Source organism: Mesorhizobium sp. WSM3864, from assembly GCF_002294955.1.
Taxonomy (GTDB): domain Bacteria; phylum Pseudomonadota; class Alphaproteobacteria; order Rhizobiales; family Rhizobiaceae; genus Mesorhizobium.
In genome coordinates, this window is the sequence record NZ_NSGD01000005.1 from 236462 (window position 1) to 262998 (window position 26537).

At 63.6% G+C, this 26537-nt stretch carries 20 protein-coding genes; 6 read left to right on the forward strand and 14 right to left on the reverse strand.

Annotated elements, in window-relative coordinates; translation table 11 throughout:
* Positions 1 to 31 precede the first annotated feature (31 nt).
* Positions 32 to 496, forward strand: coding sequence for a hypothetical protein (locus CK215_RS13875; protein WP_245299809.1), 465 nt, complete (start codon positions 32 to 34; stop codon positions 494 to 496).
* 75 nt (positions 497 to 571) lie between these two features.
* On the opposite strand, the gene CK215_RS13880 is transcribed toward CK215_RS13875, so the two are convergent.
* The 4 genes from CK215_RS13880 to cueR form a co-directional block, all read right to left on the reverse strand.
* Positions 572 to 1072: an MmcB family DNA repair protein gene (locus CK215_RS13880; protein WP_170950297.1), complete on the reverse strand. Its 501-nt coding sequence runs from the start codon at positions 1070 to 1072 to the stop codon at positions 572 to 574.
* An 87-nt stretch (positions 1073 to 1159) separates the two neighbouring features.
* A complete protein-coding gene (locus CK215_RS13885) occupies positions 1160 to 1411 on the reverse strand; it encodes a hypothetical protein (protein ID WP_095831232.1) in 252 nt (83 codons plus the stop codon).
* Between the two features lie 649 nt (positions 1412 to 2060).
* A complete protein-coding gene (locus CK215_RS13890) occupies positions 2061 to 2363 on the reverse strand; it encodes a DUF1330 domain-containing protein (protein WP_095831233.1) in 303 nt (100 codons plus the stop codon).
* An 85-nt stretch (positions 2364 to 2448) separates the two neighbouring features.
* Positions 2449 to 2838: a Cu(I)-responsive transcriptional regulator gene (gene cueR / locus CK215_RS13895; protein WP_067003523.1), complete on the reverse strand. Its 390-nt coding sequence runs from the start codon at positions 2836 to 2838 to the stop codon at positions 2449 to 2451.
* 223 nt (positions 2839 to 3061) lie between these two features.
* On the opposite strand from cueR, the gene CK215_RS13900 reads away from it, so the two are divergent.
* Complete coding sequence (locus CK215_RS13900) at positions 3062 to 3679, forward strand: L,D-transpeptidase (RefSeq protein ID WP_067003525.1); 618 nt, start codon at positions 3062 to 3064, stop codon at positions 3677 to 3679.
* A gap of 173 nt (positions 3680 to 3852) precedes the next feature.
* Here CK215_RS13900 and CK215_RS13905 read toward each other — a convergent pair whose 3' ends face one another.
* The 6 genes from CK215_RS13905 to CK215_RS13930 form a co-directional block, all read right to left on the reverse strand.
* Entirely contained in the window at positions 3853 to 4422 is a 570-nt protein-coding gene (locus CK215_RS13905) for a NifU family protein (protein ID WP_067003527.1), read from the reverse strand.
* A 143-nt stretch (positions 4423 to 4565) separates the two neighbouring features.
* Complete coding sequence (locus CK215_RS13910; protein ID WP_095831234.1) at positions 4566 to 6710, reverse strand: glycogen debranching N-terminal domain-containing protein; 2145 nt, start codon at positions 6708 to 6710, stop codon at positions 4566 to 4568.
* A 322-nt stretch (positions 6711 to 7032) separates the two neighbouring features.
* Positions 7033 to 7524, reverse strand: coding sequence for a universal stress protein (locus CK215_RS13915; protein ID WP_067003529.1), 492 nt, complete (start codon positions 7522 to 7524; stop codon positions 7033 to 7035).
* A 102-nt stretch (positions 7525 to 7626) separates the two neighbouring features.
* Positions 7627 to 8694 carry a tryptophan--tRNA ligase gene (gene trpS / locus CK215_RS13920; RefSeq protein WP_067003531.1) on the reverse strand — a complete coding sequence of 356 codons (1068 nt, stop codon included), beginning with the start codon at positions 8692 to 8694 and terminating at the stop codon, positions 7627 to 7629.
* Positions 8695 to 8866: 172 nt separating this feature from the next.
* Positions 8867 to 10474 carry a murein biosynthesis integral membrane protein MurJ gene (murJ, locus tag CK215_RS13925; RefSeq protein ID WP_095831235.1) on the reverse strand — a complete coding sequence of 536 codons (1608 nt, stop codon included), beginning with the start codon at positions 10472 to 10474 and terminating at the stop codon, positions 8867 to 8869.
* Between the two features lie 46 nt (positions 10475 to 10520).
* Positions 10521 to 13325: a [protein-PII] uridylyltransferase gene (locus CK215_RS13930; RefSeq protein WP_095831236.1), complete on the reverse strand. Its 2805-nt coding sequence runs from the start codon at positions 13323 to 13325 to the stop codon at positions 10521 to 10523.
* A gap of 195 nt (positions 13326 to 13520) precedes the next feature.
* On the opposite strand from CK215_RS13930, the gene CK215_RS13935 reads away from it, so the two are divergent.
* From CK215_RS13935 to CK215_RS13945, 3 genes are all read left to right on the forward strand, one after another.
* Positions 13521 to 16031 carry a heavy metal translocating P-type ATPase gene (locus tag CK215_RS13935; RefSeq protein ID WP_095831237.1) on the forward strand — a complete coding sequence of 837 codons (2511 nt, stop codon included), beginning with the start codon at positions 13521 to 13523 and terminating at the stop codon, positions 16029 to 16031.
* A 44-nt stretch (positions 16032 to 16075) separates the two neighbouring features.
* Positions 16076 to 16465: a DUF305 domain-containing protein gene (locus CK215_RS13940; RefSeq protein WP_095831238.1), complete on the forward strand. Its 390-nt coding sequence runs from the start codon at positions 16076 to 16078 to the stop codon at positions 16463 to 16465.
* 93 nt (positions 16466 to 16558) lie between these two features.
* Positions 16559 to 17404, forward strand: a complete 846-nt coding sequence (locus CK215_RS13945; protein WP_095831239.1) for an aldo/keto reductase — start codon at positions 16559 to 16561, stop codon at positions 17402 to 17404.
* 27 nt (positions 17405 to 17431) lie between these two features.
* Here CK215_RS13945 and mutS read toward each other — a convergent pair whose 3' ends face one another.
* Positions 17432 to 20155: a DNA mismatch repair protein MutS gene (mutS, locus tag CK215_RS13950; protein ID WP_245418678.1), complete on the reverse strand. Its 2724-nt coding sequence runs from the start codon at positions 20153 to 20155 to the stop codon at positions 17432 to 17434.
* 254 nt (positions 20156 to 20409) lie between these two features.
* Between mutS and CK215_RS13955 the strand changes: the two genes are divergently transcribed.
* Positions 20410 to 22689, forward strand: a complete 2280-nt coding sequence (locus CK215_RS13955) for an NADP-dependent malic enzyme (protein ID WP_095780196.1) — start codon at positions 20410 to 20412, stop codon at positions 22687 to 22689.
* 194 nt (positions 22690 to 22883) lie between these two features.
* Here CK215_RS13955 and CK215_RS13960 read toward each other — a convergent pair whose 3' ends face one another.
* The 3 genes from CK215_RS13960 to CK215_RS13970 all read right to left on the reverse strand — a co-directional run bounded on the left by CK215_RS13960 (position 22884) and on the right by CK215_RS13970 (position 26389).
* Positions 22884 to 24056, reverse strand: a complete 1173-nt coding sequence (locus tag CK215_RS13960; RefSeq protein ID WP_095831241.1) for a porin — start codon at positions 24054 to 24056, stop codon at positions 22884 to 22886.
* Positions 24057 to 24478: 422 nt separating this feature from the next.
* Entirely contained in the window at positions 24479 to 25042 is a 564-nt protein-coding gene (locus tag CK215_RS13965) for a hypothetical protein (RefSeq protein WP_348628601.1), read from the reverse strand.
* A gap of 354 nt (positions 25043 to 25396) precedes the next feature.
* Positions 25397 to 26389 (reverse strand): adenosine kinase, encoded by a 993-nt coding sequence (locus tag CK215_RS13970; RefSeq protein WP_095831242.1) that lies wholly within the window; start codon positions 26387 to 26389, stop codon positions 25397 to 25399.
* Positions 26390 to 26537: the final 148 nt, after the last annotated feature.

Genomic DNA, 26537 nt, shown 5'->3' on the forward strand with positions numbered 1-26537 from the left:
AGCTATCGCTGGAATGCTAGCGTGCTTCAGCGTGCCGTCAAACAGCGGCGGGGTAATTCACTCGGTTAAGGGGTCAGCAATAATGGTATGTCGCACAACAAGTGTCATAGCAACGGTCGCGGTTTTGGGCTTTGGGCTCTCTCCGGCGGCTGCGTTCACACATCTGTCGAGCTACGAAAAAACAGCACTGACTGGCCAGGAGATTCTCGTCTTTAAGGGAGCGAGCCTGAACGTGGACTGCTCTTCTGCCGGCAAGGACGATGTAAAAATCATCTCCGGGCCGAGCCATGGGGAAGTTAGGTTGGTTGAAGGGAAGGTTTACACATCTTTTGCGAAAACCAACCAGAGGTTTAAATGCAATTCTCGGAAGGTCGACGGAATAAAAGGCGTCTACAAATCGGCTGCCGGGTTCAAGGGGCAGGATCAGATGACCTTCTCGGTTCACACTTTTGATGGGAACGCGTACAAGATCGTCGTGGACGTCAATGTCGAGTAGGGGCTGCGCTTTGGGTCCCGGCGCAGTGTAGCCCGGTGCTGCGCGGCCCGCGGCCAGCGACGACGAGATAGCGTCCTACTCGCTTTCGCCGTCCAGCACCGGCACCGAAACACCGGCAAGCTCCGCCGCCAGCAGCCGCGCCGCGCCCGCACGCGCGATGCGCAACATCAGCGCCTTGCGCGTCGCAGCGGCCATGCGGTGCTCCGGCGCCTCGCGCAGGATCTCCGCGCCATAGCCGTCGGAGAGGATGAAGCCGCACTCCTGCGGAAAGATTTCCGCGGGCACGCCGGGATGCGTGGCGAAGAAGAAGCGGTCGGCATGCAGCCGGTAGTCCGGCCATTTGCGGTCGACGCGGAAATCCTCGATCGAGGATTTGATCTCGATGATCCAGATGTCGCCCTGCCGGGTCAGCGCGACAAGATCGGCGCGCCGGCCGGTGGCCAGGGACAGTTCTGGCAGCACATGCGCGCCCATTTGGGTCAGCAGACGCTGCACGCCGCGCCGCACAAGCATGGCGCGTTCTGACTGGCGGCCGTCGATCAGCGGGTTGAGGGGAATTGGGGAAACGATAGGCATGGCAAGCACCATGCCAGATTTTGTTCACGGTTTGAACCCGTGATTCATCGGCGATGATCTGGTTGACAAACCAAGAGGGGCAATGCCTTAGTCGTCGGCGAGTTCCAACCGAACTCGCTGCCATTCTACCCAGCAATTCTCTGGATCAATATCGAGGTAGCCTCTCGATTCATCCATGCGCCTGGCGTCCTCCCGAGTGAGCGCAATCGCCGGACAGCTATCGCGGATTTGGATCGCCTCTTCCTCTGTCAAAGGGCTTCCCTTTGCTCTCTCTCGATTGAGCAAGGTCGCGACAAGGCTGGGCATAGGATAAATAATAAGCTCGCCGTTTTCGCTCATCGTTGGCCTTGGCTATCACTGCCTTTTGCGGGTGCATGCGCCGCGCCAGTTCCTTTAATCGCCGGTTCATCCGGGGCGACGAGAGCCGGGAACTAGGGGTATTTGCTTCCCGCAAGTTGTCTGGCGCGTCCTTCGGTAGTGGTTGCCTTACGAGTCAGCGGGGTACACCTGACCGCCAGCCCTCCGGTGCGAGTGACATATTCCAGACAGGATTTGTTCGGTGTGTCTGGGATACAAACATTAACGTTCACCGGCACAAGCGCCCCGCCGGGGATTGCACCGTATTCGGTATGGTTTGTGCATGTTACCTTACTCGAATAAGGAACATTCGCCTGGCTGGTGCATGCCGTCGCGCTGGCAACAATGCCTACAAGGATTGCTATGCGGATCAAAAGTGGTTCCCCCCAAGACAACCGCTTTTGGATCATGATTTGTCCCGGGTGCCAAGTCGGGTCTGTTAAATAAATAACCGCGTTGAGCAGGGCGGTTATATATTTCACAGACCACCGCAACACTTGAGAGTGTTGCTACCCTGCTGCATCCGCAGTATGAACCCCAAAAAAATCCTAAGCCGAACGCAATCAGCGTTACAGGCCAATCGGTGATCGCCCAAGTAATGCCGGTGATTGACGCTTCATTGTAGAGCGCCTCATCCAGCCTCCCCCAGATCCCCTTCGAAGATCAGCAAGACGCGGTTCGACGCCTGCAGCGCAAACCGCTTCGCTTCCTCGTAAGCCGGGTCGTCATAGCAGGCCTTGGCAGCTTCCAATGACGGGAATTCGACGACTACCACCCGACCGGAATCGCGCGCCTCCACCAGCAGGGGCGGCACTTTCGAGGGATTGCTGCGCGCCTGATACTTCTCGCCGATGGGCTTCCAAAGCCTGGCGTATTCGGCTTGCGCTTCCTGATCCGAAATCTCGGTGCCGACGATGAGCCAGTATCCCTTCATGGTGGAGCACTCCTGCCGAGGATTTGTTGCTCGCTCAAGAGCTAAGATAGAGATTGGATACTTGTCTAGCTTCGGCTCGGCGACTTCACGCCGCCCCCGCCATGTCATCCAAGATCGGGCAGTCCGGCCGGTCGTCGCCGTGGCAGGCGTGGATCAGCTTCTGCAGCGTTGCGCGCATCGACTGCAGTTCGCGCACCTTTTCCTCGATCGCCCTGACATGGGCGCTGGCGATTTCGCGCACGTCGTGGCTGGCGCGGTCGCGGTCCTGATAAAGCGCCATCAGCTGCCTGCAATCGTCGATTGAAAAGCCGAGGTTGCGGGCGCGGCGCAAGAAGGCCAGCCGGTGCACGTCGTCGCGCGAGTAGTCGCGGTAGCCGTTTTCGGCGCGCGCCGGCAGGATCAGGCCGATCTCCTCATAGTAGCGGATGGTCTTGGCCGGCAGGCCGGAACGCTCGGCGGCATCACCGACATTCATGGCGCTCTCCTGTCTCCGGCAGCCCTTCCGGCTGCCCCGTTGATTTTACTTCACAATCTCGCGACCCCTGTTGCCGAAATGCCGCAGTTCGGCACTTACCGGCAGGGAAGGTCATGCATATAGGCAGTGCGCGCTTGGCAAGCAAAAGAAATGCCAGCATGAATGATGGTGAGAAAGCGGCCGACTCGTGCCGCTGATAAAAGGCAGGGCGTCGGACCTATTCATGCGCTTGAAGTCGTTTGCAATCGTCGCCGCCCTTGCGCTGTCGACCGCGATCAGCGGGTGCAGCACCATCGGCGGGCAGATCTTCACCAACAACTATGGCGCGATGACCGATGCCGGCTATCAGCTGCCGCGCATCCCGATCGAGAAGGTTCCGGCCCGCTTCCGCCGGCAGGAAGTGCGCTACGACACTCCCGAGAAGCCCGGCACCATCATCGTCGACACCCAGAACAAGTTCCTCTACTTCGTCGAGGGTGACGGCATGGCCATGCGCTACGGCATCGGTGTCGGCCGCGAGGGCTTCGAGTGGCACGGCACCGCCCATATCGCGCTGAAGCGCGAATGGCCGACCTGGACGCCGCCGGCGCCGATGATCAAGCGCCAGCCCGAACTCGCCAAATTCGCCGGCGGCATGGAGCCGGGCCTGAAGAACCCGCTCGGCGCGCGCGCCATGTATCTGTTCAACAAGGGCGGCGACATGGGCTACCGCCTGCATGGCAGCCCGGAGTGGTTCTCCATAGGCAAGGCGATGTCGTCGGGCTGCATCCGCCTGATGAACCAGGACATTATCGATCTCTACGACCGCACTTCGGTCGGCGCCAAGGTCATCGTGATGTGATCACCATGGCGGCGGACAAAAGCTTGCGTGCGCGGACCGTCTAGGCAACAACAAGACGTCCAAAGACAGAAAACCGGGCTGTTGGGGCCCGGTTTTTTGTTTTTGCGGTTGGAGAAAATTCACTCCGCCGAGAAGCTCAGAAACCGCAACAGGCGGCCGGCGGAGCAGAATTATCAGGCGACCTGCTCGACCTGCTGCACTTCCGGAACAAAATGCCGAAGCAGGTTCTGGATGCCGTGCTTCAGCGTCGCCGTCGATGACGGGCAACCGGCACAGGCACCCTTCATGTGCAGGAACACGGTGCCGTTCTCGAAGCCGCGGAAGGTGATGTCGCCACCGTCCTGCGCGACCGCCGGGCGCACCCGGGTGTCGAGCAGCTCCTTGATGGTGAGCACCAGCTCCTCGTCGGCCTTGTCGTAGAACTCGCCGGCCTGGCCGGCGTCGTTGGCCGGAGCCGCCGAAGCCATGACCGGCGCGCCGGACATGAAATGCTCCATGATGGCGCCGAGGATTGCCGGCTTCAGGTGCTGCCAGTCCGGACCGTCCTTGGTCACGGTGATGAAGTCGTAGCCGAAGAAGACGCCAGTGACGCCGGGGATTTCGAACAGCCGGCCGGCCAGCGGCGAAGCCTGTGCGGCGCCTTCGGCGTCACGGAAATCGGCGGTGCCGTCGCGCAGCACTTCCTTGCCGGGCAGGAATTTCAGCGTCGCCGGGTTCGGCGTCGATTCGGTCTGGATGAACATGGATATCTCCAGGCCCTTCCGGGCCGATAGTTTGGAATAGTTCTAAATAGGCTCTATCGGCTGGACATTCAAGCGAAACGCGTCGCCCGAACGGCTGGCTGGCGGAATGTTTTTGCCCCGGCGGAGCGCCCGCCACGGCAAGCCTATCCTCCGACTTCCACGCTGAGTTGTCCACTCGTCTTCTGGATGTTCACCTCGGCGCCGTCCGCCCTGCGCATGAATTCGAGGTCGGCGCTTGCCTCGCCGACCCGCAGCCCGCGAAGCTCGATGCGGCTGACGAAATCGGGCAGTCGCGGCCGCACGATCCGCAGCTTGTTTGCGAAGGCGTCGGGCTCCAGGCCGAGGCAGGTGGTCACCAGGAACGGCACCGCGCCCGCTGCCCATGCCTGCGGGTGGCAGGCCACGGGATAGTGCACCGGCACCTGGAAATCGTTGCGCTGAAAGCCCGCCATCGCCTCCGGCAGCCGGTGATGGCGGAAGTGCATCGCCGCTTCGACAATGGCGGTGAAGATCCGCAGCGCCGCGCCGTCCTCGCCATACCGCCGGCAGCCGGCCGCCAGCAGCGCATTGTCATGCGGCCAGACGGTGCCGAGATGATATCCGACGGGATTGTAGCGCCGCTCCGCGCTCGCGAGCGTGCGCACGCCCCAGCCGTTGAACATGTCGTCCTGCATCAGCCGCCGCACGGTTCGGCGGCCCTTGCCCCGATCCGCGATGCCGGTCCACAGCGCATGGCCCGGGTTGGAGGAAACGACCGCGACCGGGCGGCCGCGCGCCTCGAGCGCCAGCGCGAAAGTGTCCAGGTCCTCACACCAGAAGTCGCGGTTGAACCGTGTCCGAAGCTTTTCGGCCTCGCCGCGAAGCTGAATGGCGCTGTTGCGCTCGCCAATGCGTTCGTAGAGATCGGCGATGGCATGCTTGGCCGCAAACACATAGCCCTGCACCTCGACCAGCGCGATCGGCGGCCTGGCGATGCTGCCGTCGGTCCTGACGATCGCGTCGGCCGAGTCCTTCCACCCCTGGTTGACGAGACCGCTTTCCGAGATGGTGCGGTATTTGACATAGCCTTCGCCATGCCCGTCTCCGGCCTTGGCGATCCAGCCCAAGGCCTTTTCCACCGGCTCCCGCAGTTCGCGGAAGAGCCCCACGTCGCCTGTCCACGCGGCATAGCGGCCGAGAAGCAGCAGGAAGAGCGGGGTCGCGTCCACCGTGCAGTAGAATCTGGCATGCGGGACATTGCCCGCGCGAGCGAGCTCGCCGACGCGCAGCTCATGCAGGATCTTGCCGGGCTGCTCCTCTCGCCATCGATCCGTTCGACGTCCCTGATAGCCGGCGAGAAGGCGCAGCGTCTGGGCGGCGATGTCCGGCTGGAAGGCCAGCATCTCGAGCGCGACGATCAGGCTGTCGCGTCCAAACACCGCGACGTACCACGGCACGCCGGCCGCGAAATACTCCCTGTTGCCAAGATCCGACCTGAGCGCCGCGAGATCGCGCAGCGAACGGTCCATGATGCTGTTGAGCAGCAGGCTGTCGCTGTCGAACTTCGTGTGTTGCTCCAGCCATTTTTCAGTATCCGCCTGAACCGTCCCGGCAAAGGCCTCGAGAGCAAACGCCGGGTGCGGGCTCATTTGCTCGGCCTCCGGCTCTTCCGACAGTTCCCTCAATTCTATGGTGATCGCGATGGTACGCTTTTCTCCTGGCGCGAGATCGAACTGGAACTCGGCCGCCGTTCTGTGCATGGCATCGGGTGCCGGCAAAAAACCGATTGTTGCCGTTCTGCGAACGTGGTCGGCGCCGTGATAGACAAAGTGGAGGCTGCCGTCGCGCCAGGCAGGCCGCTCGCACCTGCCGAGGTTCTTCGGCACCAGTCCGCGCACATTGAAAATGTCCTCGAAGCCGGCGCCGAAGTGTAGGGCCAGCGGAAAGCCATGCGGCTCGTGGCCGAAATTCTGGATGGTCAGAACCTCCCGCACGCATGTTTGCTCCGCATCGAGAATGCGCTCCCAGCGGATGCCGAGCTCGTCCTTGGGAATCAGTCGCCCCCCATCGCAATGCAGGTCGGGATTGGCCAGTTCGAAAAGCGCGGCGTAACCTCTTTGCGCGGTCGAGGCCAACACGATCGGCGGCAAACCGCCCAGCGTCATCTCATAGCCGCCGAGGAAACGGCAGTCGTGGAAATAGAGCCCGAAGCCGTGCTCGCCTTTCAGCCGTATCTGGGCGTCGGGAGCGACGACATAGTAGAGATCGAGATTCTTGACCGTAATCGCGCCGGCGATGCTGTCCACCATGGCCGGGTGCCCCTTGGCGAGGACGCGGTGCCTGCGCTCCTGCTGCGCATGAGGCGTCTGCCGGGCTTTTTGCTGCGATCGCGCTGCCTGCGAGCGCGGCTGCACCGGTGATCCAGTCCCAGCGTTTCGCGGCTTTGACGTGCCGCTACGCCCTGCTTTCCGGGTTGATTCGTCCACCGGCGCTCCTTTGGAATGGCCGTTTCCGTGACCATTCCAAATGGCGCGCCGCCGACACGGGCCAAGGGCTATGGGCTGGTTGATAACATCGATGTGTATCTGCGGATCGGCGACGTTCCAATCGGGCAGGAGGGGCCTTCCCAATTCAGGCCAGGCTCTCGATTTCCTCGTCGGAGAGGTTCTGCGGCACCACGGTGACCGGGATGGGGAAGGCGGCGCCCCGGCCGGCCACCGCACTCACCAGTGGCCCCGGACCTTCCTTGCCGGCGCCGGCCGCCAGCACCAGGATGGCGATGTCCTGGTCTTCCTCGATGAGCTTGTGGATTTCCTCGGTCGGCTTGCCTTCGCGCACCACCAGTTCCGGCTCGATGCCGACCTTCTGGCGCACCTTGCTGGCATAGGTGTCGAGCGCCGCGCGCGCGGTCGCGTTGGCTTCCTCGCGCATGATCTTCTCAACCCCCAGCCAATGCTGGAAATCGTCCGGCTCGATCACATAGAGCAGGACCAGCACGCCGCTGGTGCTCTGTGCGCGCGTCGATGCGTAGGCGACCGCGCGCTCGCATTCCGGCGTATCGTCGATGATCGCCAGGAATTTGCGGCGATGTCCGGCTTCACGGCTGAGGCGTTTGGAAACCATGTCTGTCCGCTCGGTATCAATTCGGCCGCAATCTGCCACCGCCACGGACCGGCGGCAAGCCGCCGGCCGGTATGGCGATCCCAGTCAACCAGCGAGGACCGATCAGTCCTGCAACAGGCCGATGATGTCGCGCACCGTCTTCATCGTGCCTTCGGCGATCGCGCGGGCGCGCTCGCCGCCGTCCTTGAGCACGGCGTCGACATAGGCGCGGTCGCCCTCGATGCGGCGCATCTCCGAGGCGATCGGCGCGAGCTTTTCGACTGCAAGGTCGGCCAGCGCCGGCTTGAACACGGAAAACTGCTGGCCGCCATATTCCTTCAGCACGTCGGCTTTGGAAATTTCGGCGAGGCCGGCATAGATGCCGACCAGGTTTTCGGCTTCCGGCCGGCTTTCCAGCCCGTCGACTTCACTCGGCAAGGCCTCCGGATCGGTCTTGGCCTTGCGGATCTTCTTCGAGATTGTGTCGGCATCGTCGGTGAGGTTGATGCGCGACAGGTCCGACGGGTCCGACTTCGACATCTTCTTCGAGCCATCGCGCAGGCTCATGATGCGCGCCGCAGGACCGCCGATCACCGGTTCGGTGATCGGGAAGTAGCCATTCACCGTCTCTTCGCCGACCTGCATCTCGACGCCGACGCCGAGCGCCGCGATCTTTTCCGAGAAGTCGTTGTTGAATTTTTGCGCGATGTCGCGGGTCAATTCCAGATGCTGCTTCTGGTCCTCGCCCACGGGCACATGGGTGGCGCGGTAGAGCAGGATGTCGGCGGCCATCAGGCTCGGATAGGCGAGCAGGCCGAGCGAGGCGTTCTCGCGGTCCTTGCCGGCTTTGTCCTTGAACTGCGTCATCCGGTACATCCAGCCGATGCGCGCCACGCAGTTGAAGATCCAGGCCAACTCGGCGTGCTGGATGACCCGCGACTGATTGAAGACGATGTGCTTCTTGGGGTCGATGCCCGATGCCAGGAAGGCGGCGGTGATCGAGCGCGTCTGGTCGCCAAGGTCCTGGTGCACGAGCTGCGCCGTCAGCGAATGCAGGTCGACGACGCAATAGATGCAGTCGGATTGTTCCTGGAGGGCGACGAATTTCTTGATGGCGCCGAGATAGTTGCCGAGATGCAAATTGCCGGTCGGCTGGACGCCCGAGAAGACGAGGGGCTTGAAGGCGGACATGATTTCCTCATGGCTTGTGGAGGGCCGTATACGCATGATTCCAAAAAGTTGCAGACTTTTTGGAGCCAATCATGCGGCTGGAAACCGCGCGCGGCGAAAGTCTTGCGACGGCGGGCTTATGGACGAAGGCGAATGCGGGATCAAGACCGCTGTTGCTGAAAGCCAGCTCGAGTTATTCGTCCAAGCCGGTGTTCGATTTCCGCGGCGCAGATTTCGCCGTGCCGCGCTTCACGTTCCGACGGATCATGCCGAAATCGGCGCCACCTGTGCCAAAAGCGGTGATGAAGTAGAGCGCCGCACCCCCGCCGACGAGCGCGAACAGGGTCGTCGCCTTCACCACCAGCGGCGAGCCGGGTCCGAGCCTTGCCGCGAAATAGTGCTCGGCGAAATAGAGCGCGACCGCCATCACAACAGCCGACAGCACCAGCCGGGGAATGCGCTTCAAGAGCGGTATGTCGCGACCCCAGTGGCCGCGCTTTATCAACATGCCGAGCAGCAAAGCCGCGTTGACCCAGCCGGCGACGGCCGAGGCGACAGCGATGCCCGGCGCGCCCATCGAAGGAAACAAGCTCAGCGCGGTGGCGACGTTCACGCCGACGGAGATGGCGGCGAAGATCATCGGCGTGCGCGTGTCCTCGCGCGCGAAATAGCCGGGCGTGAAGGCCTTGATCAGCACGAAGGCCGGCAGGCCGAGGCCGAAGATCGCCAGGATCGAGGCGACGATCGGCGTCGAATGGTTGGCGGCGAAGGCGCCGCGCTCATAGACCAGCCGCACGATCGGCTCCGACATCACCCAAAGCGCCGCGGCCGCCGGCAAGGTCATGAACAGCGTGAACTCGACCGAGCGGTTCTGCAGATTGGCCGCCTCGATCAGATTGCCCGATTTCAAAGCCCGCGACAGCTCCGGCAGCAGCACGATCGCCACCGCGACGCCGACGACGCCGAGCGGCAGCTGGTAGATGCGATCGGCATAGGCGAGCGATGACACGGCGCTGTTCTGCCCGGAGGCAATCGCCGTGCCGATCAGCTGGTTGATTTGGGTGATGCCACCGGTAATAGCGGCCGGCAGCGCCAGGATCAGGAGCCGCTTGACGTTCGGCGTCATCTTGGGCCGGCGGAAGCCGATCGAGATGCCGGCATGGCGCACCGCTACCCAGACGATGGCGAGCTGCACGATGCCCGCCGCCAGCACGCCCCAGGACAGGCCGAAGCCGACATCATGCGCATCGAGCCCATGATACCAGGCATAGGCGAGCACGCTGATCAGGATGATGTTGAGGAAAGCGGGGGCGATCGCCGCGGCGAAATAGCGGCGCAGCGAGTTCAGCATGCCGGCCATCATGGCGCCGAGCGACATGCAGATCAAATAGGGGAACATGATCGTCGCCAGCCGGACGGTCGTCTCGAACTTGCCCGGAATGTCGGCAAAGCCCGGCGCCACCAGGTAGCGGACGATCAGCGGCATTGCCAGTTCCATGGCGATGGTGAGCGCGAGCAGTGCCGAGAACAGCACGCCGAACACCTCCTCCGAGAAGCGCTTTGCGCCGTCGGTGCCGTACGTTTCGATCTCCTTGGCGAACAGCGGCACGAAGGCGGCGTTGAAGGCGCCTTCGGCGAACAGCCGGCGGAAGGTGTTGGGAAACTGGAAGGCGGCGTTGAAGGCGTCGGCGACCGGCCCGGTGCCGAGGGCCGCCGCCATCAGCATCTCGCGGCCGAAACCCAGCGCGCGGCTCATCAGCGTGCCGGAGGCGACGGTGGCGAATTTCTTGACAAGGCTCATGCGGAGGATGACTGCCTGCGGAATTGCGTCAAATGGATGGTGATGATCACTCGGCGGCCGCCGCCTTGGCCTTGCCGTTGCGTTCGGGCGCGTTGCCTTCGAGTGTGTCGATCAGCCGCTTGTGAATTGTGGCCGTGCGCGTCGGGCTGTCGATCTTCTGGCCGGTAAGGTCGGTGACATAGAAGGTGTCGATGACCTTTTCGCCGAAGGTGGTGATGTGGGCCGAGGCGATATCGAGCGATAGGTCCGACAGCGCGCCGGTGACCTCTGAGAGCAGGCCGGGCCGGTCCAGCCCCTCGATTTCGATCACGGAAAAACGGTTCGACAGCGTGTTGCGGATCTCGGCGCGCGGCGGAATGCGGAAGGCCTTGGCGCCGCGCTTCGGCTTGGCGCGCTTCTCGATCATCTCGGGCAGCCAGCTCTTGCCGGACAGCACGTCCTCGATCAGCTTGCCGACGCGTTCGGCCCGCCGCCGCTCGTCCTCGTCGCGGTCGAATTCTCTGGAGATCAAAATGGTGTCCAGCGCCCGCCCGTCAGAGGTGGTGAAGATCTGCGCATCGACGATGTTGCCGCCGGCCGCGGCACAGGCGCCGGCGATCACCGACAGCAGGCGCGGATGGTCCGGCGCCAGCACGGTGATCTCGGTTACCGCTTCGAACTCATGCGTCTTCACCATGGTGGCGAGCTTCCTGCCGGCCACATCCGCCTCGCGCACGAATTCGGCGTGGCGCAGCTGGTCGGGCAGGTCGACGGTCAGCAGATAGTTTTCGTAATGCTGGGCGACATAGCGCTTGCGCTCCTTCGCCGGCCAGGCGGAAAGCGCCTCGGCCAGCCGCTCGCGCGCGGCGGCGGTGCGTTCGGCGCGCGACACTTCGGAGAAGCCCCCGGTCAAGAGCAGCTCGGTCTCGAAATAGAGCGTGCGCAGCAATTGTCCCTTCCAGCCGTTCCACACGCCGGGCCCGACGCCCCGAATGTCGCAGACGGTGAGGATCAGAAGCAGCTTCAGCCGCTCCACCGATTGCACGATCGAGGCAAAATCCTCGATCGTCTTGCGGTCGTTGAGGTCGCGCGTCTGCGCGGTCATCGACATCACGAGATGGTTTTCGACCAGCCAGGCGACGGTCTCGGTGTCGGCGGCCGACAGCCCCATATGCGGACAGATGCGTCGCGCGATCCTGGCGCCGGCCTCCGAATGGTCCTCCGGCCGGCCCTTGGCGATGTCGTGCAGGAGCACCGCGACATAGAGCGCCTCGCGGCTCTTCTTCAGCCCCGGCATCAGCGAGTGGGACAGCGGATGCACCTTGGCGCCGTCGCCGCGCTCGATCTCGGCCAGCACGCCAATGCAGCGGATGAGATGCTCGTCCACCGTATAATGGTGGTACATCGAGAACTGCATCATGGCGACGATCTTGCCGAAGTCGGGGATCAGCTTGCCGAGCAGCCCCGCCTCGTTCATGCGCCTGAGGTTGAGTTCGGCATTGCGGTCCGAGGTCAGGATATCGAGGAACAACCGATTGGCCTCCTCGTCGCGCCTGAGCGACTTGTTGGCAAGGCCGAGCGACCGGGTCAGCAGCTTCAGCGCGTCGGGGTGGAACTCCAGCCCGTGCTTGTCGGCGAACCAGAACAGCCGGAGCAGGTTGACCGGATCGCGTTCGAACACGCTGTCGTCGGCAATGTTGATGCGGTGGTTGTCGACAATGAAGTCGGACGTGCCGGCAAGCTTGCGCTTGCGCCGCGAGAAGGTGAGGAAGATGCGGTTGAAGCCGGGCACATGCTTGGCCTGCTCTTCCTCGAGCGCGGCGCAGAAGATGCGGGTGAGATCCCCGACATCCTTGGCGACCAGGAAGTAGTGCTTCATGAAGCGCTCGACCGCCGACAGCCCGGGATGGGTGGTGTAGCCCAGCCGCTCGGCGATCTCGCGCTGGATGTCGAAATGCAGCCGCTCTTCCGCCTTGCCGGTGAGGAAATGCATGTGGCAGCGCACCGCCCACAGGAAGTCCTCGGCCTTCTGGAACTCGCGATACTCGGCTTCGGTGAAGACGCCTTTCTCGACCAGTTCCTGGCCGGTACGCACGCGGTAGAAGTATTTGCCGATCCAGAACAGCGTCTGCAGATCGCGCAGACCGCCCTTGCCGTCCTTGACATTGGGCTCGACGAGGTATCGGCTCTCGCCTGCCTTGGCGTGGCGCTCGTCGCGTTCGGCGAGCTTGGCCTGCACATATTCGGGTCCGGTGGTGCGCACCACTTCGTGGTCGAAGCGGGTGAGCAGTTCGTCATAGAGCTTGCGTTCGCCCCACAGGAAGCGCGCTTCCAGGATCGAGGTGCGGATGGTGATGTCGGTGCGCGAGAGCCTCAGACATTCTTCGATGTTGCGGGTGGCGTGGCCGACCTTGAGCCCCATGTCCCACAGCATGTAGAGCATGTATTCGACGATCTGCTCGCCCCACGGCGTCTGCTTGTAAGGGAGCAGGAACAACAGGTCGATGTCGGAGCCCGGCGCCAGCGTGCCGCGGCCGTAGCCGCCGACCGCGACGACCGCCATGCGCTCGGCGGCGGAGCGGTTCTTGACCTGGTAGACGTGGGTAGCCGCGAAGTCGTAAAGCGCCCGGATCAGCTCGTCCATCAGATGCGACAGCCGCTCGGCGCAGGCATGGCCGCCGCCATCCTGCTTCAGCATCGCCTCGGCGATCGTTCGCCCTTCCGCGAGCTTGCCCTTGAGCAGTTGGAGAACGGCTGTGCGGGCAGCCTTGCCGGAGCCGTCGCCTGCGCTCGGCGCCGTCAGCGCCGTCATGTCGCGGCGCAAAGCGTCGCCATCGATGATTTCGTCGAGTTTGAGGGAGATCTTGGCCATTCGGCGGCGTCTATAGCGCGTTTTCTTCGCGCTGTGTATGGGGCGTGCGACAGGCCGAATTCCATCACGCGGACGGTGCGTTCGACACTCAGTCGATCAACTTTATAGACTAAAAAAATCGAAACTGACCCTTGACCTTCCAGTTACTGGAAGGACTACCTCCGCCTCAATCCGAGAGTTCCGAGGCATTTGCTGATGACCCATTCCAACCATAACCATCGTCATGCGCATGGCGCATCCTGCTGTTCGGGGAAGAATGCTCGGCCTGCGGCCGAAGCGGTGATTCGCGACCCCGTCTGCGGCATGGCGGTCGATACGGTGGCCGGCAAGCCGGCGGCCGAGCATGGCGGCAGGACCTTTCATTTCTGCAGCGAGCGCTGCCGCACGAAGTTCCAGGCAGAGCCGGACAAATATCTGACGGCCACCGATCCCGTCTGCGGCATGAATGTCGACCGCGCGAGCGCCAGGCATTTTGCCCGATACGAAGGGCAGGGCTTCTATTTCTGTTCGGCCGGATGCAAGGCCAAGTTCGAAACCGAGCCGGCAAACTATCTTGCCGGCCGGCCTGAACCGCAGCCGATGCCTAAGGGCACGCAATACACCTGTCCGATGCATCCCGAGATCATTCGCGACAGGCCCGGCTCCTGCCCGATCTGCGGCATGGCGCTGGAGCCGATGGGCGTGCCGTCCGGCGACGAAGGCCCGAATCCGGAGCTGGTCGATTTCACCCGCCGCTTCTGGGTCAGCGCCGTGCTTTCGCTGCCGCTTCTCATCATCGCAATGGCGCCGATGCTGGGCGTCAGCTTCGAAAGCCTCGTCGACGGCCGCACGAAGACTTGGGCAGAACTGGCGCTGGCGAGTCCGGTGGTGCTGTGGGCGGCGTTTCCGTTCTTCCATCGTGGCTGGGAATCGCTGCTCAACCGCAGTCCCAATATGTGGACGCTGATTTCGCTCGGCGTCGGCGCTGCCTATCTCTTCAGCCTTGTCGCGACGCTGTTCCCGGATGTCTTCCCGCACCAGTTTCGCGGCCATGACGGCAGCGTGCCGGTTTATTTCGAGGCGGCCGCGGTCATCGTCGCGCTGGTGTTCCTCGGCCAGGTGCTGGAACTCAGAGCCCGCGAGCGCACGGGCTCGGCCATTCGCGCCTTGCTCGACCTCGCGCCGAAGACGGCGCGCCTGATCGGCGCTGACGGGACCGAAAAGGACCTGCCGCTCGACAGCGTCAAGACCGGGGACAGGCTCCGTATCCGCCCCGGTGACGCCGTTCCGGTCGACGGCATCGTGCTCGAGGGGCGCTCGGCCATCGAGGAATCGATGATCACCGGCGAGCCGCTGCCGGTCGAGAAGTCGGAGGGCGATTCGCTCACCGGCGGCACGCTCAACAAGAACGGCTCCCTCATCATGCATGCCGAAAAGGTCGGCGCCGAGACCACGCTTTCGCGCATCGTCGAAATGGTCGCCAAGGCGCAGCGCACGCGCGCGCCGATCCAGGGGCTGGCAGATCGCGTTTCCTTTTACTTCGTGCCGGCTGTCGTGCTGGTGGCGATCATCGCCTTCATTGTATGGTCGCTCTTCGGCCCCGAGCCCAGCCTGGCCTTCGCCATCGTGTCGGCGGTGTCGGTGCTGATCATCGCCTGTCCCTGCGCGCTCGGCTTGGCCACGCCGATGTCGATCATGACTGCGACCGGCCGCGGCGCCCATGCCGGCGTGCTGATCAAGGAAGCGGCGGCGTTGGAGCGCTTCGCCTCCGTCGACACACTGATCGTCGACAAGACCGGCACCTTGACCGAGGGCCGGCCGCGGCTGACCGATGTCGTCGCCACCGAAGGCATTGCGGAGAATGAATTGCTGGCGCTCGCCGCGACGCTCGAAAAGGGCTCGGAACACCCGCTCGCCGAGGCGATCGTCGAAGGTGCCGCCGAACGCGGCGCCAAGCTTGCAGGTGCCGAGGACTTCGAGGCGATAACCGGCAAGGGCGTTGCCGGTACCGTGTCCGGCAGGAAGGTTGCGCTCGGCAATGCGGCGATGATGGCCGACCTCGGCGTCGACACCGCGCCCGTTTCCGCCAGCGCGGAGGCGCTGCAGGCCGAAGGCAAGACGGCGATGTTCGTTGCCGTCGGCGGCAAGCTTGCCGGCCTGGTTGCCGTCGCCGATCCGGTCAAGGCAACCACGGCCGAGGCGATCAAGGCGCTGCACGACAAGGGCTTGAGGATCATCATGGCGACCGGCGACAACGAGCGCACGGCAAAAGCGATCGCGGGCAGGCTCGGCATCGACGAGGTCCGCGCCGGGCTGCTGCCGGATCAGAAGGCGGCACTTGTCGACGAACTGCGCGCCAGGGGCGCCGGCATCGCCATGGCCGGCGACGGCGTCAACGATGCGCCGGCGCTTGCCGGAGCCGATGTCGGCATCGCCATGGGCACCGGCGCGGACGTCGCGGTCGAAAGTGCCGGCATCACGCTGGTCAAGGGCGATCTCAACGGCATCGTCAGAGCCCGCACACTGGCCCAGGCGACGATCCGCAACATTCGCCAGAACCTGTTCTTCGCCTTCCTCTACAACGTGCTCGGCGTGCCGGTCGCCGCCGGAGTGCTCTACCCGCTCACCGGTATGCTTCTGTCGCCGATGATCGCGGCGGCGGCGATGAGCCTGTCGTCGGTCTCGGTGATCGGCAACGCGCTGCGGCTGAGAACGTTGAAACTCTGAGCGACGCCCCCAAATACGACATTCCATTCAACAGGAGATATTGGATGACCTTGGCCAAGAAGATTGTGCTGCTGCTGATGGCGGCGGGAATGCTGATCGCGGTGTTCCTCGAAAGCGTGCCCGCGCAATCGGACGAAATGAAGCACGACATGTCCGGGATGGCCATGGGCGCGGACAGCCCCGCAACCGCTGGCTACAAGGCGGCCATGGACAAGATGCACAAGGACATGATGCTCAACTACACCGGCAATGCCGAGGTCGATTTCGTCCGCGGCATGATCCCGCATCACCAGGGAGCCATCGACATGGCCAAGGTGGTGATCGCCAACGGCAAGGACCCGGAAATCCGCAAGCTCGCCGAGAACGTCGTCAAGGCGCAGGAAGCCGAGATCAAAAAAATGCAGGATTGGCTTGCCAAGCATCCGGTGAACTAGTTTCCCGCGCCGGAAATCCGGACGAAGGCGAGGACTTCGGCCTGGATTTTCGGCCATGCTTGTGCTGCGATCCAGCCTCACGCGGAGCAGGCCATGTCTTCTAAAATCAGAACCACTTTCCTGCCGTCAGGCGAAGCCGTTCCGGTGCTGGGTCAAGGCACGTGGAAGATGGGTGAGGACGGCCGGCGCCGCGCCGATGAGGTCGCGGCGCTGAGGCTTGGGCTGGATCTCGGCATCACGCTTATCGATACGGCGGAAATGTATGCCGGCGGCGGCGCCGAGGAGGTGGTGGCGGAAGCCATCGTCGGGCGCCGCGACGAGACTTTTCTGGTTTCCAAGGTGCTGCCGTCCAACGCCTCGCGCGCCGGCGTCAAGCGGGCCTGCGAGAACAGTCTGAAACGGCTCGCCACCGACCGCATCGACCTCTATCTGCTGCACTGGCCGGGCAGCGTGCCGCTGTCGGAAACGATCGAAGCCTTCGAGGCCTTGAAGGCGGCCGGCAAGATCCGCCATTGGGGCGTCAGCAATTTTGATACCGACGAGATGGAGGAATTGGTCGGCCTACCCTCCGGCGCCAACGTCCAGACCAACCAAGTCCTCTACAATCTCTCTCGGCGCGGTCCGGAATTCGACCTCGCGCCCTGGAGTCTTGAGCGCGGCATCCCGCTGATGGCCTATTCGCCGGTCGAGCAGGGCGCGCTCGCGCGCAACGCCAGGCTCGATGCCGTTGCTGCCCGCCACAACGCCACGGCGGCACAGGTCGCGCTTGCCTGGGTAATGGCGCACAAAGGCGTCATCGCCATCCCGAAGGCCAGCCGGCAGGAACACGTCCGCCAGAATGCTGCGGCGCTCGACCTAGTCCTGACGGCGGAAGACCTTGCCGACCTTGACCGCGCCTTTCCGCCGCCGACGCGCAAGCGCGGGTTGGAGATGATCTAGGCGCGCTCGCAATGACGCTGGAAAGCCTTATTTCGCCGCCAGCCCCTTAAGCCTGTAGAGCGCCTCCAGCGCCTCGCGCGGCGTCATTTCGTCGGGGTTGATCGCCCCCAGTGCTTCGCCCAGGACATCGTTCTTCGCCGGCTTCGGCGCTTCGAGCTTCACCGCCACCGAAAACAGCGGCAGATCGTCGACCAGCCGGTTGGTCTTGCCGGAAACCTCGCCTTCCTCGAGCTGGTGCAGCACTTGCTTGGCGCGCGCCACCACCGCTTCCGGCAGTCCGGCGAGCCGAGCCACCTGCACGCCGTACGAACGGTCGGCGGCACCCTTGCCGACCTCGTGCAGGAAGACGACATCGCCTTCCCATTCCTTGACCCGCATGGTGACGTTGGAGAGCCGCGAAAGCTTGCCGGCCAGCGCCGTCATCTCGTGGAAATGCGTGGCGAAGATCGCACGGCAACGGTTCCTCTCATGCAGATATTCGACCGCCGCCCAGGCGATCGACAGACCGTCGAAGGTCGCGGTGCCGCGGCCGATCTCGTCAAGGATGACCAGTGCCCGCTCCCCGGCCTGGTTTAGGATCGCCGCGGTCTCGACCATCTCGACCATGAAGGTCGAGCGGCCGCGCGCGAGATCGTCCGAGGCGCCGACGCGCGAGAACAGCCGGTCGACGACACCGATATGGGCGCTTTCGGCCGGCACGAAGGAGCCGGTCTGGGCAAGGATGGCGATCAGCGCGTTCTGCCTCAGGAAGGTCGACTTGCCGCCCATGTTCGGGCCGGTGAGCAGCCAGATGGCGCCGGCCTTTGCCCCGTTTTCAGGCGAGAGGTCGCAGTCATTGGCGACGAACGGACCTTCGCCTGATCGCCTGAGCGCCTGTTCGACCACCGGGTGGCGGCCGCCGGCAATCTCGAAGGCGAGGCTGGAATCCACGACCGGCCGGCACCAGCCCTCGCTTTCGGACAGCAGCGCCAAGGCCGACGATACGTCGAGGACTGCAAGTGCCTCGGCCCCGGCGCGGATGCTGTCGGCCTCGCTCACCACTTCCGCCGTCAGCCGGTCGAAGGTGGCAAGCTCGATGCTCAGCGCCTTATCGGCGGCATTGGCGATCTTCGATTCCAGCTCCGCCAGTTCCGTCGTTGTGAAACGCATGGCGTTGGCCATCGTCTGGCGATGGATGAAGCGCGCCTTCGCAGCGTCGCTGCCGGTCATGATCGAATGATGGTTGGCGGTCACCTCGATATAGTAGCCGAGCACATTGTTGTGCCGGATCTTCAGCGAGCGGATGCCGGTCTCTTCGATCAACGAGCGCTCCAGCCCGGCGATCACCTTTCGCGACTCATCGCGCAGCGCCCGCATCTCGTCGAGTTCGGCATTGTAGCCTGATCGCACGAAGCCGCCGTCGCGCCTGATGAGCGGCAACTCGTCGTCGATCGCCTCGCTGAGATGGCGGGCGAGCGCCTTGGGCAAGCCATGGATCGCCGCGAGCGCCGCGGCGAGTTCGGCGGGGAGCGGCGTCGTCGCAAACAGTGCGGCGATCGCGCCCGCGGCCTCGAAGCCGGCGCTGAGCGCGCCAAGGTCGCGCGGGCCGCCGCGGTTGAGCGCCAGCCTGGAGAGCGCCCTCGGCATGTCGGCGACACTTTTCAGGCTCGTTCGCAATCCCTGGCAAAGCCGCGCTTCGGCGCGAAAGAACGACACCGAATCCAGCCTAGCGGAAATCAATGCCGGGTCGGTCAGCGGCGCCATCAGCCGGTCGGCGAGCAGTCTCGCCCCGCCCCCGGTCACGGTTCGGTCGATCGCCTTGAACAGCGAGCCTTCGCGGCTGCCGGATAGCGTGCGCAGGAGTTCCAGATTGGCGCGCGTCGCAGGGTCGATGAAAAGCGTCGAGCCGTTCTCCTCGCGCTCGGGCCGCGACAGCGGCGGCCGTTCGGCCTTCTGCGTCTTCTCGACATAGGCGATGGCGCCCGAGATCGCCGACAGCTCGGCACGCGAAAAAGTGCCGAAACTGGCCGGGGTCGCCACCTCGAAGAAGCGGGCGATGCGACCCGTGGCCGACGCCGAATCGAACAGCGATGGCGGCTGCGGGTTGGCGACCCGGCCGAGCACGTCGAAGACCGGCCGCAGCTCCGCGTCATGGAACACCGGCTCGGCGACGATCAGCTCGCGCGGATCGACGCGGAAAATGTCGGCAAGCAGCCGTTCGGCCGAGGTTTCAGCCACCCGAAACGCGCCCGTCGAGATGTCGATCCAGGCAAGCGCGAAACTGCCTTGGCTGGCTGCATTGCCGCCCTTCACTCGCCCCAGCGCCATCAGGAAGCTCGACTCCGAGGGTGCAAGCAGCTTGTCCTCGGTGATGGTGCCCGGCGTGACCAGCCGCACCACGTCGCGGCGCACCACCGATTTCGAGCCACGCTTCTTGGCTTCCGCCGGGTCCTCGATCTGCTCGCACACGGCAACGCGGAAGCCCTGCGCGATCAGCTTCTGCAGATAATCGTCCGCCGCATGCACCGGCACGCCGCACATCGGGATGTCGTGGCCCTGGTGCTTGCCGCGCCGCGTGAGCACGATGCCGAGCGCCTGGCTCGCCTTTTCGGCGTCGTCGAAGAACAGCTCGTAGAAATCGCCCATGCGATAGAACAGAAGCGAATCCGGGTTCGCCGCCTTGATCTCGATATACTGCTCCATCATCGGCGTGACGCCGCCCATGGTGGGCGCCGGCGTCGTCGTTTCCTGGGCGTCGGTATCGGTCGGCATGTGCATGTTCATGCCCCGAACGCTAGCAGATGTGGCAGGGCGGTTTAATGCCGGAGGCTCGAAAAGCAGGGGAAAGCGCGAGCCATGCTGCCAGCTCGCCGTCAATCGGTCCGCCGCATTGCCGGCCTTCTGCGTTGAAGCAGCTTCGCCCGGCTTGTCGGTTTACAGTCGCCGCGTGTAGCCTTAATCGGTGGGAACCATAAGCAAGCAGCCGTCCCAAGCGGTGCCGCACAGGCGAGGAAATCAAAAGCATCATGGCCAGGAAAACCGAAAGCAGCGGGCCCTCCGTCAGCGCGCAGGAGGCGCTCGAATTCCACGCCATGGGTCGGCCGGGCAAGCTGGAGATCGTCGCCACCAAGCCGATGGCGACGCAACGCGATCTGAGCCTCGCCTATTCGCCGGGCGTCGCCGTTCCTGTGCGCGCAATCGCGGAGGATCCAAGCCGCGCCTTCGACTACACGACGCGCGGCAACATGGTCGCCGTCATCTCCAACGGCACCGCAATCCTCGGTCTTGGCAATCTCGGCGCCCTGGCCTCGAAGCCGGTCATGGAAGGCAAGTCGGTGCTGTTCAAGCGCTTCGCCGATGTCGATTCGATCGACCTCGAGGTGGCCACCGAGGACGCCGACGAATTCATCAACTGCGTGCGCTTCCTCGGACCTTCATTCGGCGGCATCAATCTCGAGGACATCAAGGCGCCGGAATGCTTCATCATCGAGCAGCGGCTCCGCGAGCTGATGGACATCCCCGTCTTCCACGACGACCAGCACGGCACCGCCATCATCTCGGCCGCCGGGCTGATCAACGCGCTGGAGATCACCGGCCGCGACATGAAGACCACGAAAATGGTCTGCAACGGCGCGGGCGCAGCGGGCATCGCCTGTATCGAATTGATGAAGGCGATGGGTTTTTCGCCGGAGAATATCATCCTGTGCGACACCAAGGGCGTGGTCTTTCAGGGCCGCACCGAAGGCATGAACCAGTGGAAGTCGGCGCATGCGGTCAAGACCGAGGCGCGCTCGCTCGCCGAGGCGCTTGACGGCTGCGACGTTTTCCTCGGGCTCTCGGCCAAGGGCGCGCTGACCCCCGCCATGGTGCAGTCGATGGCCAAGAACCCGATCATCTTCGCCATGGCCAATCCGGATCCGGAGATCACGCCCGAGGAAGTCGGCGAGATCCGCACCGACGCCATCATGGCGACCGGCCGCTCGGATTACCCGAACCAGGTCAACAATGTGCTGGGTTTCCCTTACATCTTCCGCGGCGCGCTGGATGTCAGGGCCACCACCATCAATGACGAGATGAAGATCGCCGCCGCACGCGCCCTGGCCGAGCTGGCGCGCCAGGACGTGCCCGACGACGTCGCCGCCGCCTATCAGGGCAACCGGCCGAAATTCGGCCCCAACTACATCATCCCGGTGCCGTTCGATCCGCGCCTGATCTCGGCGATCCCGCTTGCCGTGGCCAAGGCCGCGATGGAGTCCGGCGTTGCCCGCAAGCCGATCCTCGATCTTGACCGCTACGCGCATGAGCTCTCCGCCCGCCGCGATCCGATCGCCTCGACCTTGCAGCGCATCTATGACCGCGTCCGCCGCCAGCCAAAGCGCATCGTCTTCGCCGAAGGGGAGGAGGAGCAGGTGATGCGCGCCGCCGTCTCCTATGTGAACCAGAGGCTGGGCACGGCGATCCTGCTCGGCCGCGACGACGTCATCAAGGAGAATGCCCGCAACGCCGGCATCGAACTCAACAAGCAAGGCCTCGAGATCATCAATGCCAGGCTGTCGCGCCGCAATGGGATCTACACCGATTATCTCTACGAACGTATGCAGCGCAAAGGCTACCTGTTCCGCGACTGTCAGCGCCTGATCAACAACGACCGCAACCATTTCGCCGCCTGCATGGTGGCGCTGGGCGACGCCGACGGCATCGTTACCGGCGTGACCCGCAACTATTCCACCGCGCTCGACGACGTGCGCCGCGTCATCGACGCCAAGCCAGGCCACCGCGTGATCGGCGTCTCGATCGTGCTGGCAAGGGGCCGCACCGTGCTGGTTGCCGACACCGCGGTGCACGACATGCCGAATGCCGAGCAGATCGCCGATATCGCCGAGGAGGCGGCCGGGTTTGCCCGCCGCATGGGCTACGAGCCGAGGATTGCGATGCTCGCCTACTCCACTTTCGGTCATCCGCAGGGCGAGCGCTCCGAGCGCGTGCAGGAAGCGGTGCGCATCCTCGATAAGCGCCGCGTCGACTTCGAATATGACGGCGAGATGGCCGCCGACGTGGCGCTGAACCCGCGCGCCATGGCGCAGTACCCGTTCATCAGGCTGACCGGTTCGGCCAATGTGCTGGTGATGCCCGCCTTCCACTCGGCCTCGATCTCGACCAAGATGCTGCAGGAACTCGGCGGCTCGACCGTCATCGGCCCGCTGCTGGTCGGTTTGAACAAGCCGGTGCAGATCGTCTCGCTCAACGCCAAGGACTCAGACATCGTCAACATGGCGGCGATCGCCGCCTATACGGCGGGGAACTAATGCATGTCGCCCAGCAGTATGCTCGGTTCTGGGACAACGACATGCATCAAATCAAAGGACTTAAAGCGCGTCGTCTGAATCCGTTTCAGCGCGACACGCTTTAAGGCGCGATTTGCACGGGACCTTCGCCGACCCGAAGGCAAAAAGGCCCGCGGCGGACGCCGCGGGCCTTTTCAGTAGGTTGGGAGGTCCGATCAGAACGAGCGCTGGAAGCGGAGGATACCGCCGAGGCTGCTCTTTTTGTTGGCCTTGGTCCAATTGTTAAAGTCGGCGTCGCCGAATTTGCCAGCGTTGAGGTAATCGACTTCGGCCGTGACCGTGAAGCCGGGCACGACGGTATAGGCAACGTTGGCGGCGACACCCAGGTTCTTCCATTCGTCATACGAGATCTGGGCGTTGAACGCGGTCTTGTCGTTGAACTTGTAGGTGCCACCGCCCCAGATTGCCCAGTTGCCGCCCCACTGCTTGTAGAAGCCGCGACCGCTGGCATCGATGGCGTTGCCGGCATTGTCATTGAGGTTGTCGTCGGTGCCGTAGCTGCCCATGACGAACAACGTCAGTTCCTTGCTGACATTGACGTCCAAGCGAACCTTGCCGGCGACTTCCTCGTAATTGCTGTCATAGGCGACGACGCCGGTGACCGCACCCCAGTCGCCCTTGTACTTCACGCCGCCGACGACATGCGGAACATAGCTGTCGATGGTGCCGACCCTGCCAGCGCCTTCTTCGAGCGAGACCAACCCAGTGAAGCCGTTGCCTGCATCGAAATAGTACTGAACGACGTTGCTCTCCTGGCCGCCATACGGGACCAGCGTATCCTGGATGACGGCGCCGGCATAACCGATGAACGTATCGAAAGCGGTATCGTCCTTACCGACGCGGAGACCACCGAGCTGGATCCAGGCGAAGCGCAGCGAGAGCGCTTTGTTACGGCCCTGCCAATCGTCCGCATTTGAAGCGTTCTGATTGAGAAAGTCGCCGTTGCTGTTGCCGTAATTGAAGCGGGTCTCGGTGTAGGTCTTGAGGGTACCGAGTTCGGTTTCCTGACCGGTCCAGGTCTTCAGCGTGAAGCGGGTGTTCTTATAGAAACTCGAATGCGTGCTGCCGGCGTCCTGATGGTCTGGCACATGGTTGACACCGTCGAGGGAACCGACATCGGAGACGCCGATGTCGTAGCGGACGTAGCCTCCGATGCGCAGGCAGGTCTCGGTGCCGGGGATGTAGAAGTAACCCGCGCCGTAGACGTCGCAGATCTTGACGTATTCGGCCGGTTCCGGCTCGGCGACGGTGACCGCGTCGGCGGCGCGGGCGCCCGAAACTGCGACCAGGGCCGCAGCGGAGCCGAGTAGAAGGCTCTTGATGTTCATTTTCTTGAATCTCCAGTCAAAGGTTCAAGACAGGTTTGCGTATGACCCCACAGGCTCCGCTGCCCCTGTCCCCATCGTTGAAAAAGTCGCGCACCGGCGCCGCTTCTTCGCCCTCGACATGGCCTAACTGGCTGTCGTTAACAACAGAGATTGTGTCTGAAAAACGCCTTTTGGACTCTTATGGAAGTCTTGTTGCGCAAATATCACGTCACATATTTGAAAGAATGGCACATATTGCACAATATATACGTTAGAGACGATATTTTTGACTTTGAAATGTCCCATATGTTCCATTTATTACGGTTTTATGACAAATGTATAACCGCCTAATGACTCTTGAAGCGGCGCACAAAAACGTGGACCAGCATCCGTGAAAATGGGGGATCAGGACAGGTTGCGCGCGACGCGAACCACATCCTCGATCATGTCCTCGCGCAGCATTTCGATGGGGTGCGGCCATCGAGCTCGGGGGAAGGCCGGGTCAGCCAGAACCAAGCCAGCCTCGGATTGGTGATGGCTGCCAACACCTCGCCTATACCCGGGGCCGGCCTGCCGTCGACGAACTGGGCGAGCGGGAAGACATGCTTGCGGCCGCCTTTGCGCAGCGCGACGACCTCACCGCGCCTTTGCCAGCGGTGCAGCGTCGAGCGAGGTATGCGGAACTTCTCTTCCAGATAGGTCGAACCTGCGACCTCGCCGGCCCAGTCTTCTATCAGCATCGACTGCAGCTCGGAGACCAGCTCGGCAAAGGGCCGGGCGATGGGCTTGCCGGCCCCGATCTTCGGATTTTCGTCCCTGCTGCCTGCGTCGCGCAGCTCGGCGCGCGCGATCTTCTCCGCCATCGCGCGGAAGAATTCGGAGGCGAGCCCGGTCCAGCTGCCCTTGAAGGAGGTGATTGCAAGCCGCTGCGCCTGCGGCAGGAACGGAAGGGCGGCGGCAACACCGCCGGCCATCGCGGCGGCGCAGATCAGCGACTCCGCGTCCATTAGGACGCCATGCTGAATCAAAGCCTGTCGCACAGCCTCGGCCACAAGTCCGGCCAAGGCGTCTTGCGAAATTCCTTCAGGCGGATTCTGAATTCTGGTCATGGATCTGTCTTGCGCGGCCGCGCTTCTCCCAAGCTGGGCCGTCGTTGAAAGGCTACAGCGGAAAGCGGCTATCGCAATGGTGACAGACGCAGCGACCGTGAAGGTTGCTGTCTTGCATTTTTGACACCCCCAACTGCTGCTGGCGTCCCGAAATGTCAGTCGCGGAACGCCCAATGTGCCTCTAGGAGCGATCTATGACAGCGGCGCGACAGACGGGGTCATTTGGCGCCCGGCCGGGATGACGCGGCGGAACTAAAGCAGGCCCGCCTGTTCCGCTTCGCGGCGCAGATTCTGGCGCGGTCGCGGGCCGATCTGCTGGATCACCAGCCCGGCCGCCAGCGAGCCGAGGTCGCCGCAGTCCTGGAGGCTGCGTCCGGTCGTGTATCCATAGAGGAAACCGGCGGCATAGAGGTCGCCCGCGCCGGTCGTGTCGACCAGTTCCTTGATCGAGGTCGCGCGGATAGTGACGGTCTCGTCGCCCCGCACGATCACCGAGCCCTTTTCCGAGCGGGTGACGGCGGCGATCTTGCAATCCTTGCGTATCGCCGCCAGCGCGTCCTCGAAGGAAGCGGTCTGGTAGAGCGACTTGATCTCGTGGCTGTTGGCGAAGACGATGTCGACCGTGCCGGAGCGCATCAGATCGAGGAACTCGTCGCGGTAGCGGTCGACGCAGAAAGAATCCGACAGCGTCATCGACACTTCGCGCCCCGCCGCATGCGCCAGCCTCGCGGTCTGCCGGATCGCTTCCTTGGCGCGCGGCGGATCCCACAGATAACCCTCGAAATAGGTGACCTTGGCGCCGGCCGCCTTGTCGGCCTCGACGTCCTCCGGCCCCAGCTCGACGCAGGCGCCGAGATAGGTGTTCATCGAGCGCTCGCCGTCCGGCGTGACGAAGATCATCGAGCGAGCCGTCGGCGGCTCGCCCTGCAGTGGCCTGGTGTCGAAGGCCACGCCCTGGGCGCGGATATCATGGCTGTAGATGTCGCCGAGCGCATCGTTCGACACCTTGCCGAAAAAGGCGGCGCGGCCGCCGAAGCTCGCCACGCCCGCCGCCGTGTTGCCGGCGCTGCCGCCCGAAGCTTCGATCGCCGGTCCCATGCGGCTGTAGAGGAGCTCGGCGCGCCTGGTGTCGATGAGGTTCATCGCGCCCTTGATGATGCCGTTGGTTTCCAAAAAGGCCTCGTCGCATTGTGCGATGATGTCGACAATGGCATTGCCGATGCAAAGCACGTCATATTCCGGCATCAATGTCTCCGCCAACGACTGTCCGGCTTTCTGCCACGCCGACCGCGCGCGGGTCTAGCGGCTCGCAGCCGCTTTGCCTACCCCGAAAATCGGCACCGGTTTCCGCTTCGCCGACTTTCGGGTCGGTTGCTGCGGCAGCCGTCGCGCC

Bases quoted from the DNA above. Each gene is read 5' to 3' on its own strand.
- CK215_RS13880 (WP_170950297.1), bottom strand. From the start codon at position 1,072: ATGCCTATCGTTTCCCCAATTCCCCTCAACCCGCTGATCGACGGCCGC.
- CK215_RS13885 (WP_095831232.1), bottom strand. From the start codon at position 1,411: ATGAGCGAAAACGGCGAGCTTATTATTTATCCTATGCCCAGCCTTGTC.
- CK215_RS13890 (WP_095831233.1), bottom strand. From the start codon at position 2,363: ATGAAGGGATACTGGCTCATCGTCGGCACCGAGATTTCGGATCAGGAA.
- cueR (WP_067003523.1), bottom strand. From the start codon at position 2,838: ATGAATGTCGGTGATGCCGCCGAGCGTTCCGGCCTGCCGGCCAAGACC.
- CK215_RS13900 (WP_067003525.1), top strand. From the start codon at position 3,062: ATGCGCTTGAAGTCGTTTGCAATCGTCGCCGCCCTTGCGCTGTCGACC.
- CK215_RS13905 (WP_067003527.1), bottom strand. From the start codon at position 4,422: ATGTTCATCCAGACCGAATCGACGCCGAACCCGGCGACGCTGAAATTC.
- CK215_RS13910 (WP_095831234.1), bottom strand. From the start codon at position 6,710: ATGGTGGACAGCATCGCCGGCGCGATTACGGTCAAGAATCTCGATCTC.
- CK215_RS13915 (WP_067003529.1), bottom strand. From the start codon at position 7,524: ATGGTTTCCAAACGCCTCAGCCGTGAAGCCGGACATCGCCGCAAATTC.
- trpS (WP_067003531.1), bottom strand. From the start codon at position 8,694: ATGTCCGCCTTCAAGCCCCTCGTCTTCTCGGGCGTCCAGCCGACCGGC.
- murJ (WP_095831235.1), bottom strand. From the start codon at position 10,474: ATGAGCCTTGTCAAGAAATTCGCCACCGTCGCCTCCGGCACGCTGATG.
- CK215_RS13930 (WP_095831236.1), bottom strand. From the start codon at position 13,325: ATGGCCAAGATCTCCCTCAAACTCGACGAAATCATCGATGGCGACGCT.
- CK215_RS13935 (WP_095831237.1), top strand. From the start codon at position 13,521: ATGACCCATTCCAACCATAACCATCGTCATGCGCATGGCGCATCCTGC.
- CK215_RS13940 (WP_095831238.1), top strand. From the start codon at position 16,076: ATGACCTTGGCCAAGAAGATTGTGCTGCTGCTGATGGCGGCGGGAATG.
- CK215_RS13945 (WP_095831239.1), top strand. From the start codon at position 16,559: ATGTCTTCTAAAATCAGAACCACTTTCCTGCCGTCAGGCGAAGCCGTT.
- mutS (WP_245418678.1), bottom strand. From the start codon at position 20,155: ATGCCGACCGATACCGACGCCCAGGAAACGACGACGCCGGCGCCCACC.
- CK215_RS13955 (WP_095780196.1), top strand. From the start codon at position 20,410: ATGGCCAGGAAAACCGAAAGCAGCGGGCCCTCCGTCAGCGCGCAGGAG.
- CK215_RS13960 (WP_095831241.1), bottom strand. From the start codon at position 24,056: ATGAACATCAAGAGCCTTCTACTCGGCTCCGCTGCGGCCCTGGTCGCA.
- CK215_RS13965 (WP_348628601.1), bottom strand. From the start codon at position 25,042: ATGGACGCGGAGTCGCTGATCTGCGCCGCCGCGATGGCCGGCGGTGTT.
- CK215_RS13970 (WP_095831242.1), bottom strand. From the start codon at position 26,389: ATGCCGGAATATGACGTGCTTTGCATCGGCAATGCCATTGTCGACATC.